Genomic DNA, 14,334 nt, shown 5'->3' with positions numbered 1-14,334 from the left:
TGCTGGTCACTCTGACGGCCAAGGCCCATCACATCACCTCCAACCTCTCGATGGCTGGATTCTCGGTCACCTTGCGGAGTTTTTCAACACGCTGTTAAACGAGCTACGGAACTGGCCGATCTGCTTGCCTTGGTATTCCACGATGAACTCCGACTGGGCTACCTGTTGCCGTTCCTGAAGCTCCTGGAGGAATCCTGGCGATACCGGGACCACCCGCGAGGTCTTCGTCTTGGAGGCGTAAACCCGCACGCTGGAATCCAGCCAATCAACGTCGGTCCACTTCAGGGCGAAGAGTTCCGAGGCCCCGGTGCGAACACCGAGGTTCCAGGCCACGGTGATGGCCCATGCCAAGTGAGGAGCCGCCACTTCCTTGATCTTCTGGAGGTCGTCCAGGGTAAGCTTCAGATCCCGTGGGGCCTCCTTGCTCTTCCGCCAGTTGGCGAGCGGGTTCCTCGTGATCATCTCGTTGGCGAGTCCGAAGCGGAACACGGCCTTGAGGTACCCCAGGTAGCGATTCTTTGTGGAGGTGGCAGCCTTCGGGTAGGCCGCCTGCATAACCGAGATGATTTCGTCCAGCTTGATTTCCTGCGCGGGCTTCTGGGCAAAGGCAGGGATCAGGTGCTTCTCGCCGATAGAGGCCATCTCCCTCAGGGTCTTGCGGCTGACACCGGCAAGCTTGCGGGCGTTGAGGTAGGCCTGGAGCAGCTGATCAAGGTAGAGTTTTTCTTCCGGGGTTGTTATCCTTTCCAAAATTTCTTCAATTATTTCTTGCGTTATCGTTCGACTAGCCTTACTTCTAAGCAGCCGGCCGGGGGTTCGAGTCCTCCCTGGCGCGCCAGGAAATTCAAGGGGTTAGGCCTGTCGGCCTGGCCCCTTTTTTAGGTTGGCTGACTGGGCTGGCTAACATTTTCCGACAAGTCGACTCGCTGCCCATCTGACACCTCCAGGACGTCCGTTCCATACGTCCAAGTTGGTGTCCAAGAAAATCCTAGGGCAATCCAGTTCGACGCCCAGGCGGTCACCCGCTCTTTCCCGCGGCGCGGGAATCTGCTAGCCAAACTCGCAAAGCCCAGCGAGCGCAGGAAACCGCGCCGATTTCTCGCCAGAGGAGACCACGTTGAGCACACTCCAGATTTACGTCCCAATGCCTTGGGCCGAACGCGTCATCATCGCGTTGCGGGCGATTCCGCAACTCCGGGACAAGGTGTCCTTGAAGCGCCACGGCACTCTGGACCTCGCCAAGCTGCGCTGCTTCTTCATGGAGTTCCACGGATCGGGCATGACCGCGCGCTTCCCGCTGATGTACCCTCTTTCGGGATATAGACATCACCCATTCTACGCCCCGCAGCACCAGTTGCACCAACTGCGCGGTGTAGACTGGATCATGCTCGGCCGCGGAATCGACGAGTTCACGACCTGGGTCCTCGCCTACATGGCGGCCAACCCCCGAGACGGCGTATCCCTGCTCGCCTACGACAGGCTCACCGGCGCGCTGGGCAGGGAACGCGCACGGGGCGACATCCCTGTGCCCGTGCACAAGATCGCCTTCTTCACCAATCATGCGGACGTGACGAAGCGCAAGGACCAACTATTGAGCCACGAAGAGGCCGGATGGGACAAGACCGGATACAGTCAGATCCACGACAAGCTGCACTTCGCCCTGCCCCTCATCGAGCGCTACTTCCCGGGCACCCCCCTCAACATCCTGGACATTGGCTGCGGCCTGGGACAGACCACCCGCACCCTAGGCCGGATGTATCCCGCAAGCCGCGTGGTGGGCACGGACTGGTCCCTGGACTCCCTGGAAATTGCCCAACACCACTTCGACCTGCCCAACGTGAGCTTCCTTCGCGCCGACTTCCAGGCCATGCCCTTCAAAGACCTCACCTTCGACCTTATCATCTCCTTCAGCGCCCTGAACATCGCGGCCAATCAGCGCCTCGCCGCTCGCGAGAGTTTCCGTATGCTCGCACCCGGGGGGCTCTTCGTCTCCGCGACACTAGTGGAGGACGGTTTCCATTTCTGGAACTTCCCCTCCAGCCTGGCTTGGCCTACCCATAGCGACCTCTCCCTTCCGGATTGGTATGAGGTGGCCGCCGCTCACGGGCTTGGCTGCGAGCTAAGACCCTGGGTCCGCTTCGGGGCAAACTTCTTCCAGCCCGAGCAGAAAAGGCTGGAACAGCACTTTAACGAGGTGGTCGGAGATCTGCACGAAAACCCGCCCGAAACCTACAGGCCATTCATCCCGGCGGCCATTCTAGCGGCCAGCTCACTCCTCCCGGCGAAGGTCCCCCCGGCTTATTTACCGGGGCCCCACGCGGATCGCATTGAAACCATCATCCGATCGGCTGGTGAAGAATCAGATGTGGTTTGGGACGCCGCTGCTTTCGCCTGGAGCGACGTAGCATCCTTCTCCTTGCAACTCACGCCCGAGGCCAAGCCATTCCTTCAGGCCTGTCTGCCCAGCGCGGCCCCTGTGCTGGAAGAGTTCTTAACCATCTTGCAGCCAGCCACGCACAAGACTGGTGGGCAGGGCGTAGCCACGTTGCCTTGACCAGCTTTGGTCTACAGCATCACGATCCGGTGCGCGCTCCGTGGTTCCGGCCGCGGTGATGAGCCAGGCCGGAACGGAGCGCACATACCCCCGGAACGGGGCGACCGGGATGATTCATACGTAAAAGGTATGAACCGTTCCATGGGTTGTATCGCCTCATGAAGTCGTTTATGAACAGCCCGACGCATAGGCGATTGTGGACTCATTTCGGGTCGAGGTTGTTCTGCATCGGTGGTGCGGAAAGAATCGAAGGGGGCGTAGGCGCATGAGACGTATTGTTCTGGCGGTCGCCGTGGTCATGACATTGTGTTGGAGTGGAACAGGGTCTGCAGACACAACCGTCAGGATGACAGGAGATTCGAGGGTCCATGGAAACTGGTGGTCGCAGCGCAACTATACCGGATGGACATCCTCGACAGCGGCAGGCACCCGCACATACGACGCCCTGTCGATCTACCAGCGATTTCGTCTGCGCAGCGACTTCATCGCCAACGAAGACTTGAAGTTCCGCTTCGGCATCCGCGTCAACAATACGCCATGGGGCAACGGAACCTATACGGTGGACAACCCGGCCGTAGCCATTGAGGTGTACCTGGCCTACATGCAGTTCAAGTGGCCTGGAAGCGACATCACCTTCACCGTCGGGCTCCAGAACATGGACCTGCCCATCTCCAGCAGCGCGCTCTTCAACGCCAACCCGGTGTTCGGCGGCTCCCGTTCCGCTGCGGCCATGGTGACCATCCCGCTGTCGGACGAGGTCAAAGTGATCACCGGCTTCACCCGGCTGATCGACAGCTACGCCTCCGCCGACCCCACCACCACCCAGCTCAACGACGAACTCGACGGCTACCTGCTCACGCTTCCCATCACCATGGGTGGCTTTTCCGCCACTCCCTGGGGCATGCTGGCCCTGGCCGGAAAGGACAGCAACTACACCCTGGCCATCGACGAGCAGAACGCGCCCCTGGCCTCCAACCTGCTGGCCCTCGGCGGCTCCAGGGCCGCGCGGCTGCGAGTCGCCCAGAACGTGTACTGGTGGGCGGGCTCTTCGCTTGCGCTCACCATGCTCGATCCGTTCAAGTTCTACGCCGACGTGATGTACGGCTCCGGCAACGGGGCGGAACCGGCGCGCAACCGGCGCTCCGGCCTGTTTTTCGATGTCGGCGCGGAGTACACGGGCTTCAACGCGCTGACCCCGCAACTCTCCTTCTGGTATTCCACCGGCGAGGACGGAACCTTGAGAAACGGCTCCGAGCGCATGCCAGCTATCGTGGGGTACTGGGGCCCCTCGAACTCCTTCCTGTTCGACGCCAGCCAGGACTTCGTGGGCGGCGGGCACTGCATGAACGTGGACCCCATAGGCTCCTGGGGCTTTGTGGCGGCCCTGAACAACATCTCGTTCGTCGAGAAGCTGTCCCACCGCATCGCGTTCACGTTCGCGCAGGGAACGAACTCTTCCAGGGCCATCCGCGCCGGGGCCTCCATCACTCCCTCGGGCTACTACCCCGCTCCGGTCACCTTCGTGCAGATGGGGCGGGACCTGACGGTCAACGAATACGTCGTGGGCGTCAATTTCGACCATCAGTACAACATCTACGCGAACCTGGCCGCCGTGGTCGAGGCCGGTTGGGCGCACGGCCGGTTCGAGCGTTCCGTGTGGGGACGGCGGCTGGTCAACCAGGCCGAGAGCGGCGACGCCTGGAAATGCGCTGTGGGCCTGCAGTACAGGTTCTAAGGGGCCGTTCCCGTTCCCGTCCGGCGCGGTTTTCGGCGGTCGGCCGGGCCTTACGGCCCGTAGACCTGCCTCGGGGCCAGCAGTTCCGGGAAGCGCTCCAGCAGCGCCCGGCGCACCAGGTAGCAGAGGTGGCATTCGTCCACGCAGGGCGTCTCCAGGTGGATGCCGTGGCGTCGGGCCAGTTCGGCCGGGCCGCCCTCGGCCAGCGGCCCGGCGATGGGGTGGCGGGCGGCGTCGTAGCCGTCGACCAGTTCGGCCAGGGGGCGTTCCCAGGCGTTGCCCAGGCTCAGGCCCTGGCAGAGGTGCAGGTGGCCGTAGGGGTCCGCGTGTATGCGCTCGGGGCGGCGCAACTCCTCGTAGGGGCAGGTGGTGAACTCCTGCCAGGGCCGCGTGGGCAGCCCGGCCGTGAGCTTGTCCGCCGCCCTGCCGCGAAAGAGCGGCCCGCCACCGACCACCGGCGCGCCCTTGCGCCCGTCGTCTCCGGGTTCTGGCTCCGCGCGGGGGCGTCCGATGCGGATGGGGTCCGTGGGGATGCCCAGCCGCGCCGCCGCCGCCAGGGCGGTGCGGGCCGGGTTGCGCTCCTCCTCGTAGTGGAAGGTGTCGTCGCTGATGTTGAGGTAGGAAAGCCCCGCTTCCGCCAGGGGGGTGAGCCAGGCCTCGGCGTCCTCGTCCGAGACCGCGCCGTAGGCGTTGGTCACCAGCCCCGTGAGCAGCCCAAGCCCCTTCGCCAGCTTCAGGCCCCGCAGCAGCACCGGGTAGAGCAGCAGGGGCTCGCCGCCTTCGAAGTACACCCAGCGCACGCCCTCCATGGCCGAGGCCTGCTCGATGAGCCCCCGCAGGCGCGGCAGGGTCATCACGCCCGGCGCGTAGGGACCGGCGTGGACGAAGCAGTGGTCGCACTCCAGGGTGCAACGGTAAGTGAGCAGAATGTGCAGGGCGTCGAGCATGGCGCGGCGTCTCCTGTGGGATGTTGACGGGGAGGCGTCCTGTCCCCTCGCGAGGGGAAATCGCACCGTGCAGACTAGGGCATCCCGGTGTTCCGGGCAAGGGGCGAAAGGAAAAGATGAGGCCGTGAGTTTTCCCGGAACTGGCTGGAGCCGGCAGGCCCGGTGCCGACGGGCGGTGGACGCGGCTCGGGGCGAGGATCGGAGCAGGCGGCAGCCGCCCGGCCCGGTTCCGGGGGAAGGGCCGGGACGGCGCGCGGCCGTCCCGGCGAACCGGCGCGGCGGGGGGGCTCAGCCCAGGGCGTTCACGCGGGCCGGGCCGTGCGGGGCCACGCGCTGGTAGGCCACGGCGGGCTTGCCGAAGAGCATGGCGTAGCCGATCTGATGCCCCCCGGGCAGGCCCAGGCGCGGCAGGATCTGCGGGCAGACGGCCAGGGCCATCATGAACAGGCCGTCCCAGAGGGTGCCCAGGCCCTGGGACGCGGCCAGAAGCTCGAAGGTGGCCAGGGCGATGTGGGTGTCCTGCACGGGGCAGGGCGCGTCGGCGGGGGCGCTGGCCAGCAGCAGGTGCGGCGCGCCACGCAGGATCACGTCGCGGCCCTCCTCCTTCCAGCACTTGGCCACCCAGCCCAGATACTGGCCCACCAGCCCTTCGGGCAGGCGTCCGGCGTCTTTGGCGGCGGCCACGGCGTCGAGCATCTCGCGGCCCAGGGCGGCGGTGAAGGCCTTGTCCCGGGTGACGGTGAAGAGCACATCGCGGGCGTTGACCCCGGTGGGGGCGTGGCTGGCGTTCTGGAGCAGGGCCTCGATGCGCTCCCAGGGGAGGTTTTCGTCCTGGAAGCGGCGCACGGAGCGGCGCATGCGCACCAGGTTGGCCAGTTCTCCTGTCCCGGGCAGGGGGCCGGGCTTCCAGGCCGGGTCGGCGGGGTCGCTGCCCAGGATGGAGAGCGCGCCCTCGGGGCAGACCGCGTAGCAGTGCATGCACTTGTAGCAGCCCTGTTCGTCGGTGATCTCGGGCAGATCGTTCAGGGTGATGATCCCGGCGGGACAGTCGGCGGCGCACTCGCCGCAGCGGATGCAGAGCGTCTCGTCGATGCGCAGGTCGAGCATGGTTCCTCCGTGGTGGATGGTCGGATGTGGCGCGCCCGGCCGAAGGGGCTCCCGCGTCGGCGCGCGCCTCCTGCATACAGGCATCGGAAGATCGACTCCAGGGCCAATCGTCGTGGGATGGCGGCGGGACAAGCTTTGACGCACGCGAAGGATGGGGGCATAGCGGATGAATCAAGGCCCGGCGGCGATGCGGCGCGCACGGGCGGACACAACCGGAACAGGGAGGTGCGGCATGGCGGGTTTCTTCGGAAAAGGGGCTGTTCTGTTGAGGGTGTCTGCGTGCGCCTGGGCGTTTCTCTTGATGGCTTCTGCGGAAGCCTCCGCAAAGAAGGTGGTGCTCCAGGAGGAGCTGCCGGGCAGGATCGAGCGGTATTCCTTCGACGATGCGCGCATTTCCGCCGAGGCGTTGCGCTTGGCCCTGCGCTTCGGACCGGACGGGCTCTACACGGGTTCGGAGATGATCGCGCGGGCCTCGCTGGAGGTCTGCCCGGACGACGACCCCGGCTACAAACCCTGCGGCGACAGGACCATCGCCGCCCCCAACTTCCTGGACAACGCCGGGGAGAACCTGCGCCGGGCGCGCGCCCTGATGGAGGAACTGGCCGCCAGCACGCCGCCCGCGGGGTTGGAGGCCGCGAAGGCCTGGTGCCTGGAGGAGAACGGCTTCGTGCTGGCCCTTTCCGAGGCCAGGCTGCGCTACCTGCGCACGTGGGACCCGCAGACCCTGCGCGCGACCTTCGAGGTCAAAAGCGCAGGGAAGGTGCTGGAGCCGGGGAAGCTGTGTCCGGCAGCGTTCGAGGCCCTTTCCCGGGCGCAAAACCCGGTCCAGCGCGCCCGGGTGGCCGCCTACGAATGGCACAATTGCGTGAACGGGGCCTTCCGCGCCCTGGAGGCCCGGCGGCCCTATCCCACGGCGGCCTGGAAGGCCTTCCTGAAGCGCTACGGCATCACGGTGCGCGTGGAGCACGACACGGACTGAGCGGCGCGGGGAGACGCCTCGCGCCTCAGCGGCAGCGAAGTGCGGGTCGCCGTGCCGGGGGGGGGGCGGTGCGCTTTCCCAGGCCGCGACGCACGCGCCCCTGCGGGAAGCGCCGGGAACCGACCGGCGGCCTCCCGCTGCCTGGGCCTGTGCGCGCCTACCAGGGGCTGCCGAAGCCGGAGCCGTCCAGGGGGCGGGGCTGGGTTCCGTCGCCCGGGCCGAGCATCATGTAGAGCGGGTCGACCGGCTGCCCTGTCTGGCCGCCCTGGAGCTGCCCCTGTGCCGTGCCGGAAGTTCCGGGCTGGACCCCGGCGGACGCGGGGCAGAGCGGGCAGAGGAGCGGGGCCGGGGCCTGTCCGCCGGACCAGGAGGGACCCTGTCCCTGGGCCATGGCGGCCGGGGCAAACAGGGGGGCGGACGCCAGGAGCGCGAGGAGTGCGAGTCGCTTCATGTGAGGTCTCCTTGAAGTAGATTCGCCGCCGGTCGATGTGCAAAACCCATATGCCGGGCGGCTGAAAGCAAAATCTAATGCAAGATGGATTCCTTGTTTCACATTCCGAGCAATGGTGAATTGTTGCTGGAATGCATTCTCAGCTGGTATGAATTGTTTTGTGCAAGGAGATGCACCTGTGTGCAGGCTCCTTGTGCAGCAGGCGCTGTGGAATGAAGGGCGAATGGCGCGGGACGGAGGAGTGGGCGCTGGCCGTGCCGCCCTTGGTTCCGCCGCCGGGGACGGCATGGGGGCGTGGAGCGGCCTGACGGGTCTGCGACGGCAAAGGCCGGGACGGTTCGCGCCGCCCCGGCCTTGCGGTCGGTTCAGGGTTTTCGCGCTACGCGGGCAGGTCGCCCTCGGGTATGCCCAGGGCCTTGGCCACGCCCTTGCCGTAGGCCGGATCGGCCTTGAGGCAGTTGCCCACGTGGCGCAGCTTGATCTCCAGAGGCGCGTCGCCCATGGCCCGGGCGGTGTTGCCGAAAAGGGCCTCCTGCTGGGCGGGGGTCATGAGACGGAAGAGCTTGCCGGGCTGGGCGAAGTAGTCGGCGTCGTCCTCGCGGAAGTTCCAGTGGTCCGCGGCTCCGTCCAGGGCCAGGGGGGGCTCGGCGAAGTCGGGCTGCTGCCGCCATTCGCCGTAACTGTTGGGCTCGTAGCCCAGGGTGGAACCGTGGTTGCCGTCCACGCGCATGGCCCCGTCGCGGTGGTAGCTGTGGAAGGGGCAGCGCGCGGCGTTCACGGGGATGAGGTGGTGGTTCACGCCCAGGCGGTAGCGCTGGGCGTCGCCGTAGGAGAAGAGCCGCCCCTGGAGCATCTTGTCGGGGGAGAAGCCGATGCCCGGGACCACGTTGGCCGGGTTGAAGGCCGCCTGCTCCACCTCGGCGAAGTAGTTCTCGGGGTTTCGGTTGAGCTCCAGCACGCCCACCTCCATGAGCGGATAATCCGCGTGGAGCCAGACCTTGGTGAGGTCGAAGGGGTGGTAGGGCAGCTTGGCGGCGTCCTTTTCGGGCATCACCTGGACGCAGAAGGTCCAGCGGGGGAGGTCGCCCTTTTCGATGCTGTCGTAGAGGTCGCGCTGGTGGCTTTCGCGGTCGCGGCCCACGAGCTCTTCGGCTTCGGCGTCGGTGAGGTTCTTGATGCCCTGCTGGCTCTTGAGGTGGAACTTCACCCAGAAGCGTTCACCCCCGGCGTTGAGGAAGCTGAAGGTGTGGCTGCCGAAGCCGTGCATGTGGCGGTAGGTGGCGGGGATGCCCCGGTCGCTCATGACCACGGTGACCTGGTGCAGGGCCTCGGGGAGCGAGGTCCAGAAGTCCCAGTTGTTCCTGGCGCTGCGCAGGTTGGTGCGCGGGTCGCGCTTCACGGCGTGGTTGAGGTCGGGGAATTTCAGGGGATCGCGCAGGAAGAACACGGGGGTGTTGTTGCCCACCAGGTCCCAGTTGCCTTCCTCGGTGTAGAACTTGATGGCGAAGCCCCGGATGTCGCGTTCGGCGTCGGCCGCGCCGCGCTCTCCGGCCACGGTGGAGAAGCGCACGAAGAGGTCGGTCTTCTTGCCGATTTCGGAAAAGATTTTGGCCTTGGAGTAGCGGGTGATGTCGTGGGTGACGGTGAAGGTTCCGTAGGCCCCGGAACCCTTGGCGTGCATGCGCCGCTCGGGGATGACCTCGCGGTCGAAGTGGGCCAGCTTCTCCAGGAACCACACGTCCTGGAGGAGCATGGGGCCGCGCGGCCCGGCGGTCATGGCGTTCTGGTTGTCGGGGACGGGGGCTCCGGCGTTGGTGGTGAGGCGCTTCTTGGTCACGTCGTCCTCCTGAGCGAAAGGGTGCGCAACGAACGGCCGACACGTCGTCGGCGAAAAAGGCGGAGAGGCAGGGCCGAAAGGGCCGTCGGGCCGAACTGGGGCCGTGAGGCGGAAGAAACGTCCGCGAGGCTGGATAATTCTTTTCCAGAAAGAATGATTCGTGTCAACGGAAAAGAGCTAGCCGGACTCCCTGCAGCGCGGGCAGACGCCGAACACGTCAAAGCGGTGGGAGTCCACGGCGTAGCCGGTGCTGGCGGCGAAGCGGGCCACGATGTCATCGAGGTCGTCGAGTTCCAGGTCGAGGATTTCGCCGCAGCGCGAGCAGATCATGTGGGGGTGCGGCCTGGGGCGCAGGCCGTCGTAGCGGCTGCCCTGTTCCCCGAAGCCCAGCTCGAGGATTTCGCCCTCGGCCTTGAGCAGGGCCACGGTCTTGTAGACGGTGGCCAGGCTGGTGGTGGGGTAGTCGTTCAGGATTTCGCGGTGGATCTGCTCCACCGTGGGGTGCCCCGGGTGCGCCAGCACGGCCTTGACGATGGCCAGGCGCTGCGGGGTGAGGCGCAGGCCCTTGGCCTTGAGCCGCTCCAGGATGGCGGCGAGGCGGTCGGTCTGGGACGCGGGATTGAGGGGTTCCATGATTCTCGTTAATCGTTACTGCCATATCTCTCCGAGGTCAATGGGCGGGAATCCGTGACTCGTCGCGGCGGGGGACCGCAAGGCCGGGCGTCACCATGGGGCCTGGGCCTCTGGGCGCGGGGGCCTTCTGTCGGCGCAAGGGCGGGTTCAGGCCGGGTCGTCAACGATTCTGGCCCGGCGCGCGTGGCTCGCCAGGCCCTGGCGGACCAGGCGCTCCGCCTCGGGGTAGCTCCGGGGGGTGCAGTAGAGGCGCACGGTGCGCAGCCAGTGGGTTCCCAGGCTGATCACGCGCTGGCGGGGCGAGAAGCGCGCGCGGCGCACCAGGGAGTAGTCCACGAAGGTGTGCTCCTGGGCCTGGGCCAGGAGCCCCGCTCCCGCGACGCCGGGCTTTCCGGCCAGCGCGCCCAGGAGCACGGCGGCCCGGTTGGCGGCGCGGCCCCTGCGGCTGGCCACCAGGGCGTGCGCCCCGCGCTCGTCCAGGCGGAAGGCCAGCTCCAGGCGGTTGCCGAAGAACAGGAACATCACCAGCACGAAGAGCACGGTCATGCCCGCGCAGACGGCCCCGAAAAGCTGGAGCACGCCCAGGAACACCCCGGCGTCGCCCGCGAAGAGCCCGATCAGGCAGGCGATGAGGGCCATGGCCAGACAGGTGAGCCCCATCCAGCGCAGGAAATCCAGGAACATGAAGCGGTTGGTGAGCAGCGGGACGCTCACGCTCCAGTTCAGCAGGTGGTGGGGCTCGTCGCGTGGGGGCATGGGGCCTCCTGGGTGTCGGCCCTGGCGGGCCGGATTCTCGCCATATTCTGCCTATGCCGGGAACCGGACATTGTAAAGTTTCCTGGAAGGGTGGACGGCGGGGGCGCGTCATTCCGTCTTCAACGATCGGATTTTCAAGAATTTTTTGCCGACTGCAAAGAAATCTGACACCTGGTGTCCGAAGCCGGAATCGGCGGCTGCGTATTGCCTTGCATTTGAGTATGTTATAAATTTCACATTAGGCACGGAACGTGCGAGGCCTCCGTGGTCGGGAAGTGGGGCCCAGGCCCGGAAGGTTTCCGGCAAGGGCGGGGGAAGCGCCAGAGCGCGCGAAACAGCGTAACGATCGGAGGAGACGATGAAAGTCAAAGACGCCATGTCCAAGCGGATCATGTTTGTGGGCAAGGACGCCACGGCGGCCCAGGCCATGCGCATCATGGCCGAGAACAACATGCGCCGGCTCATGGTCGAGGTGGACAAGGCCGGGGAAATCTACGGAGCCGTCACCGTGCGCGACATGATCGCCAAGGTCATCGCGCCGGGGCTGGACCCCACGGCCGTTCGCGTGGCGGACATCATGAACGTCAAGCTCGTCGCGGCCTCGCCCGAGGACTCGCTCCAGGACGCCGCCAAGGTGATGGAGGAGAAGAACGTGGCCGGCATGCCGGTGTTCGAGGGCACGAAGCTCGTGGGGGTGATCGCCATGTGGGACATCCTTATCGCCCTGGGCGTGCACGGCAAGGCCTCCTGAAGCGCGTGAGGCGTCCGGCCGGACCCGGTGGGGACACGGCCGGAACGGGCAACCGCATGCGGGGGTGAGGGCCGCCCGCATCAAGGCAGGTTGGGCAGGCGCTCCGGGCTCAAGGCCCGGGGCGCGTCCACGGGAGACGACGAAATGGTCATGCAATCAGACGCATCCGGCCCGGAGCTGAAGCCGCTGGACGCCTTCACGTCCCGGGTCGTCTACGGCAGCACGTTCTGCAAGCGCCCCATCGACTTGCAAATCCTCATCAGAAACGACACGGTCGAGGACGTGGGCGGCGCGGTGGAATGCCCCTACAGCCGCCAGTGGCTGGCGGCCCTCATCCAGGCCGCCAAAGGCAAGGACCTGGACGCCGCCTGGTCCATCTCCGGCGACGACCTGCGCGCGGGCATCACGCCCCCCGAGCAGTCGGGCGACTGCGTGGACTGCGACACCTACGTGGTGGCCGCCTTCCGCCTGGCCCTGCGCAAGTTCGAGAAGGGCCTCTAGGCCCGTGCGGGCCGGGGGGGACAGCCTCCCCGGCCTTGATATACAGCGGGCCGGGGCATGCGCTCCGGCCCGTCCTTTATGGCCGGCCTGTCCGGCCCTTTCCGCCCGGCCCTTTCTACCAGGCGCATGCGGCGCGCCCCGCGAGAGGGCGCTCGGCCGGTCCGCCGCGTGCCGGACCTCGCGGGCTTTGACGTGGCCCGCCCGATGCCCTATGCCCTGGCTCGTCATGAGCACCATCGTCTCCCTGCGCGGGGTCGCCAAGGCCCACGGCGCGCGCACGCTGTTTTCGGAAGTGGCCCTCACCCTGCACGAGGGCGAGCGCGTCGGCCTCATCGGGGCCAACGGGTCGGGCAAGTCCACACTCTTGCGCATCCTGGCCGGGGCCGAGGCCCCGGACGCGGGCGAGCGCATCCTGCGCCGTCAGGCCCGCCTGGCCTGGGTGGAACAGCAGGACGCCTTCCCCGGGGTCGAGACCGTGGAGCAGGCCGCGGCCCTGCCCCTGGCGGGCCAGGGCCTGGACGACGCCCAGCTCCACGTGCGCGTGGGCGAGGCCCTCTCGCGCACCGGCTTCCTCGACCCCACACAGCCGGTCGAATCCCTTTCGGGCGGCTGGCGCAAACGCCTGGCCCTGGCCCGCGCCTTGGTCCAGGAGCCGGATCTTCTGCTCCTGGACGAACCCACCAACCACCTGGACCTGGAGTCCACTCTCTGGCTGGAACGCTTCCTCCAGGGCGCGCGCTTCGCCTTCGTGGTGATCAGCCACGACAGGGCCTTCCTGGAGAACACCGCCCGGCGCATGATCGAGCTCTCCCCCGCCTATCCCGGCTGCTGCCTGGACGTGGAAGGCCCCTATTCGGCCCTGCTGGAGCGGCGCGAGGAATACCGCGCGGCCCAGGCCGGGTACGAGTCCGCCCTGGCCAACAAGGTGCGCCGCGAGGTGGAGTGGCTGCGCCGGGGGGCCAAGGCCCGCACCACCAAGGCCAAGGCGCGCATCGACGAGGCCGGGCGGCTCATGGGCGAACTGGCCCGCGCCAAGGAGCGCAACGCCCAGGCGGGCAGCGCGGGCATCGATTTCCAGGGCGGCGGCCGCCAGACGCGCAGGCTCGTCACCGTGGAGAACCTGGGGCACGACGCGGGCGGGCGCACGCTCTTCGACGGGCTGGACCTGGTGCTCTCGCCGGGCACGCGCCTGGGGCTGGTGGGGGCCAACGGGTCGGGCAAATCAACGCTCCTGCGCATCCTGGCCGGTGAGCAGGAGCCCGCGCGCGGCGCGGTGCGGCGCGCCCCGGCCCTGGAGACGGCCTATTTCGACCAGGCTCGCGAACAGCTAGACCCCGAAGAGAGCCTGCGCCGCGCCCTGGCCCCCCACGGCGACGCCGTGGTCCACCAGGGCCGCCAGATCCACGTGGCCTCCTGGGCCAAGCGCTTCCTCTTCCGGCCCGACCAGTTGGACCTGCCCGTGGGCCTGCTCTCGGGCGGCGAGCAGGCGCGGCTGCTCATCGCGCGGCTCATGCTGCGTCCGGCCGACGTGCTCCTGCTGGATGAGCCCACCAACGACCTGGACATCCCCACCCTGGAGGTCCTGGAGGAGAGCCTGCGCGAATTCCCCGGGGCCGTGGCCCTCATCACTCACGACCGCTACCTCCTGGACGCCGTGTCCACGGCCCTGCTGGGCCTGGACGGCCAGGGCCAGGCCGTGCCCCTGGCCTCCCTGGAGCAGTGGGACGCCCACCTGCGCGAGGCCCAGGCCCCCCGCGAGCGGCGCGAAGCGGAGCCGCCGCGCCGCCCGGCCAGGCGTCCGGCCAAAAAGCTCACCTACAAGGAGGAGCGGGAGCTGGAGGGCATGGAGGCGGCCATCGGAGAGGCCGAGGCGGCCCTTGCCGCGCGCGAGGAGGAGCTGGCCGATCCGGCCGTGGCCCACGTGGCCAGCGAACTGGAGGCCCGCCTGATCCGGCGCGACGAGGCCCAGGCCGAGGTGGACCGGCTCTACGCCCGCTGGGCGGAGCTGGAGGACAAGCAGGCCGCGCTCTCCGATCCCGGAGGGGAGTGACGCGCGCAGCGGTGGGGGGCCGTGCGATTCCCG

13 protein-coding genes are annotated in these 14,334 nt (G+C 67.4%); 6 read left to right on the top strand and 7 right to left on the bottom strand.

Features of this window, described 5'->3' with window-relative positions; genetic code table 11:
* Positions 1–66: 66 nt before the first annotated feature.
* A complete protein-coding gene (locus NNJEOMEG_RS18980) occupies positions 67–750 on the bottom strand; it encodes a tyrosine-type recombinase/integrase (protein WP_173087048.1) in 684 nt (227 codons plus the stop codon).
* Between the two features lie 367 nt (positions 751–1,117).
* On the opposite strand from NNJEOMEG_RS18980, the gene NNJEOMEG_RS18975 reads away from it, so the two are divergent.
* Both NNJEOMEG_RS18975 and NNJEOMEG_RS18970 read left to right on the top strand, forming a co-directional pair.
* Entirely contained in the window at positions 1,118–2,554 is a 1,437-nt protein-coding gene (locus NNJEOMEG_RS18975) for a class I SAM-dependent methyltransferase (protein WP_173087047.1), read from the top strand.
* Between the two features lie 265 nt (positions 2,555–2,819).
* Positions 2,820–4,289, top strand: coding sequence for an outer membrane homotrimeric porin (locus NNJEOMEG_RS18970; RefSeq protein ID WP_173087046.1), 1,470 nt, complete (start codon positions 2,820–2,822; stop codon positions 4,287–4,289).
* A gap of 50 nt (positions 4,290–4,339) precedes the next feature.
* On the opposite strand, the gene NNJEOMEG_RS18965 is transcribed toward NNJEOMEG_RS18970, so the two are convergent.
* Together NNJEOMEG_RS18965 and NNJEOMEG_RS18960 are read right to left on the bottom strand one after the other, a co-directional pair.
* A complete protein-coding gene (locus NNJEOMEG_RS18965) occupies positions 4,340–5,236 on the bottom strand; it encodes a radical SAM protein (RefSeq protein ID WP_173087045.1) in 897 nt (298 codons plus the stop codon).
* Positions 5,237–5,524: 288 nt separating this feature from the next.
* The gene (locus tag NNJEOMEG_RS18960) at positions 5,525–6,343 is read right to left on the bottom strand and encodes a nitroreductase family protein (RefSeq protein ID WP_173087044.1); all 819 of its coding nucleotides are present in this window, start codon (positions 6,341–6,343) and stop codon (positions 5,525–5,527) included.
* A 301-nt stretch (positions 6,344–6,644) separates the two neighbouring features.
* Between NNJEOMEG_RS18960 and NNJEOMEG_RS18955 the strand changes: the two genes are divergently transcribed.
* The gene (locus NNJEOMEG_RS18955) at positions 6,645–7,322 is read left to right on the top strand and encodes a hypothetical protein (RefSeq protein WP_173087043.1); all 678 of its coding nucleotides are present in this window, start codon (positions 6,645–6,647) and stop codon (positions 7,320–7,322) included.
* A 157-nt stretch (positions 7,323–7,479) separates the two neighbouring features.
* Here NNJEOMEG_RS18955 and NNJEOMEG_RS18950 read toward each other — a convergent pair whose 3' ends face one another.
* The 4 genes from NNJEOMEG_RS18950 to NNJEOMEG_RS18935 all read right to left on the bottom strand — a co-directional run bounded on the left by NNJEOMEG_RS18950 (position 7,480) and on the right by NNJEOMEG_RS18935 (position 10,999).
* The gene (locus tag NNJEOMEG_RS18950; protein WP_173087042.1) at positions 7,480–7,773 is read right to left on the bottom strand and encodes a hypothetical protein; all 294 of its coding nucleotides are present in this window, start codon (positions 7,771–7,773) and stop codon (positions 7,480–7,482) included.
* A gap of 379 nt (positions 7,774–8,152) precedes the next feature.
* Complete coding sequence (locus NNJEOMEG_RS18945) at positions 8,153–9,610, bottom strand: catalase (RefSeq protein ID WP_173087041.1); 1,458 nt, start codon at positions 9,608–9,610, stop codon at positions 8,153–8,155.
* Positions 9,611–9,787: 177 nt separating this feature from the next.
* The gene (locus NNJEOMEG_RS18940; protein ID WP_173087040.1) at positions 9,788–10,243 is read right to left on the bottom strand and encodes a Fur family transcriptional regulator; all 456 of its coding nucleotides are present in this window, start codon (positions 10,241–10,243) and stop codon (positions 9,788–9,790) included.
* Positions 10,244–10,390: 147 nt separating this feature from the next.
* Positions 10,391–10,999 (bottom strand): hypothetical protein, encoded by a 609-nt coding sequence (locus NNJEOMEG_RS18935; RefSeq protein WP_173087039.1) that lies wholly within the window; start codon positions 10,997–10,999, stop codon positions 10,391–10,393.
* Positions 11,000–11,357: 358 nt separating this feature from the next.
* Here NNJEOMEG_RS18935 and NNJEOMEG_RS18930 point away from each other — a divergent pair, with 358 nt between their 5' ends.
* From NNJEOMEG_RS18930 to NNJEOMEG_RS18920, 3 genes are all read left to right on the top strand, one after another.
* Entirely contained in the window at positions 11,358–11,750 is a 393-nt protein-coding gene (locus NNJEOMEG_RS18930; protein WP_173087038.1) for a CBS domain-containing protein, read from the top strand.
* A 150-nt stretch (positions 11,751–11,900) separates the two neighbouring features.
* Entirely contained in the window at positions 11,901–12,251 is a 351-nt protein-coding gene (locus NNJEOMEG_RS18925; RefSeq protein ID WP_173087037.1) for a hypothetical protein, read from the top strand.
* 211 nt (positions 12,252–12,462) lie between these two features.
* Positions 12,463–14,301, top strand: a complete 1,839-nt coding sequence (locus NNJEOMEG_RS18920; RefSeq protein ID WP_235957037.1) for an ABC-F family ATP-binding cassette domain-containing protein — start codon at positions 12,463–12,465, stop codon at positions 14,299–14,301.
* The last annotated feature ends 33 nt before the right edge of the window (positions 14,302–14,334 follow it).

The organism is Fundidesulfovibrio magnetotacticus (genome assembly GCF_013019105.1).
Classification (GTDB): domain Bacteria; phylum Desulfobacterota; class Desulfovibrionia; order Desulfovibrionales; family Desulfovibrionaceae; genus Fundidesulfovibrio; species Fundidesulfovibrio magnetotacticus.
The sequence above is the reverse complement of the archived record's forward strand: the minus strand, read 5'-3'. Positions and strand labels throughout refer to the sequence as shown.

Coding starts and splice junctions, on each gene's coding strand:
- NNJEOMEG_RS18930 (WP_173087038.1), top strand. CDS start 11,358: ATGAAAGTCAAAGACGCCATGTCCAAGCGGATCATGTTTGTGGGCAAG.
- NNJEOMEG_RS18935 (WP_173087039.1), bottom strand. CDS start 10,999: ATGCCCCCACGCGACGAGCCCCACCACCTGCTGAACTGGAGCGTGAGC.
- NNJEOMEG_RS18950 (WP_173087042.1), bottom strand. CDS start 7,773: ATGAAGCGACTCGCACTCCTCGCGCTCCTGGCGTCCGCCCCCCTGTTT.
- NNJEOMEG_RS18960 (WP_173087044.1), bottom strand. CDS start 6,343: ATGCTCGACCTGCGCATCGACGAGACGCTCTGCATCCGCTGCGGCGAG.
- NNJEOMEG_RS18940 (WP_173087040.1), bottom strand. CDS start 10,243: ATGGAACCCCTCAATCCCGCGTCCCAGACCGACCGCCTCGCCGCCATC.
- NNJEOMEG_RS18920 (WP_235957037.1), top strand. CDS start 12,463: ATGCCCTGGCTCGTCATGAGCACCATCGTCTCCCTGCGCGGGGTCGCC.
- NNJEOMEG_RS18970 (WP_173087046.1), top strand. CDS start 2,820: ATGAGACGTATTGTTCTGGCGGTCGCCGTGGTCATGACATTGTGTTGG.
- NNJEOMEG_RS18925 (WP_173087037.1), top strand. CDS start 11,901: ATGCAATCAGACGCATCCGGCCCGGAGCTGAAGCCGCTGGACGCCTTC.
- NNJEOMEG_RS18955 (WP_173087043.1), top strand. CDS start 6,645: ATGGCTTCTGCGGAAGCCTCCGCAAAGAAGGTGGTGCTCCAGGAGGAG.
- NNJEOMEG_RS18965 (WP_173087045.1), bottom strand. CDS start 5,236: ATGCTCGACGCCCTGCACATTCTGCTCACTTACCGTTGCACCCTGGAG.